This window comes from Mesorhizobium sp. WSM3626, from assembly GCF_000513935.1.
Classification (GTDB): domain Bacteria; phylum Pseudomonadota; class Alphaproteobacteria; order Rhizobiales; family Rhizobiaceae; genus Mesorhizobium; species Mesorhizobium salmacidum.
Map to the genome: position 1 here is coordinate 1 of NZ_AZUY01000106.1, position 1,126 is coordinate 1,126.

The window sequence follows — 1,126 nt, forward strand, 5'->3', positions numbered from 1 at the left end:
GGGTCAGGGACAGCATAACATCCAACCCAGGATGGCAACGGGGCGCATAAGCCCTTCGCTTTAGGGCGTGCTTGCCGCGCTGCACTGGCCCAACATTCGCCCAGTCAAGCCACGGGATTTCCGACCTGTCATCCCTCTCCATCTTTCGTCTTCCGCCGGTTGCGGTTTGGCTTCGGGAAATCCTGTTGTGGAGCCATACAAATACCTTGTGAGCAAACCTGCTCACCCTTGTAGTTGGCCAGGGCCTGCAGCAATCGCTGTCCAATCCGGCGTTTCGTTTTTTCCGAGCCATCCTGCCAATCGGCGAGCGACTTCAGTGCCACTTCGATCAACTCGACCGCGCGATCCTTGTCGCCGCTCTCGTAAAAGTACTGACCGAGCGCCGGGTAATACAGGAATTTGAAGGCGCCGTCGCCTGCCGGGGGATCCAGAGCCAGGATGCGTTCGGATAGCTCCTTGCCTATCGCGAAGCGCTCGGCAGACGGAAGGTACGAATAGTCCTCCCCCGGATGGAAGAGTTGTTGCAGCACCTGAGACAGCCAAGTCACGGAATTTTTGGTGATCGCGTCACGGACGAAGAGCTGCAGGACCGGCAAGCCCGCCCGCATGTCGCGTATTTCGTGAAGCAGCAGATGCGCATGAGAGGTGCGGATGTTGGGATCGTCTGGGAACAAGGCGACACCCTCTTCGATGGCCGTCAGTGCCGTGTCCCACTCCTGTCTTTTGAACGCCCCAAAATACTTCTCCAAGATCGGCATCTTCACCGCTCGTTCGCGCATTCTGGCTCTATCTACGGCAACCCGCTTCGCATCACAGGCTCTTGCTTGCTTGCTGGTGCGCCAGCGGCCGTTGATCACTTTGGGCAAGACCTTAGGGAGGTCCATCGGAGGACCGATAAAGGCGATGGCGCCATCACGATCGACAACGAACGAGGTCGGAATCCCGAGGGAGAGGCTGGGTTTCATCCAAAGCTTGTCCATTTCGCCTTTGAAGTCGAACGCTATCCGATAATTCAGATACGAGCAGTTTTTGGTCAACCACGCGTCCAGCTTGGTACGCGCTTCGTCCGCGGTCGGAGCGCGTTCAGAAGCTGCGACTCCGACAACCTCAAGCCCGCGATCCTTGT

At 57.8% G+C, this 1,126-nt stretch carries 1 protein-coding gene; it reads right to left on the bottom strand.

Features of this window, described 5'->3' with window-relative positions:
* Window positions 1–128: 128 nt before the first annotated feature.
* Window positions 129–1,126, bottom strand: a 998-nt coding sequence (locus tag M653_RS1000000137500) for an alkyl hydroperoxide reductase (RefSeq protein ID WP_032936607.1), incomplete at its 5' end; no start/stop codon positions are given.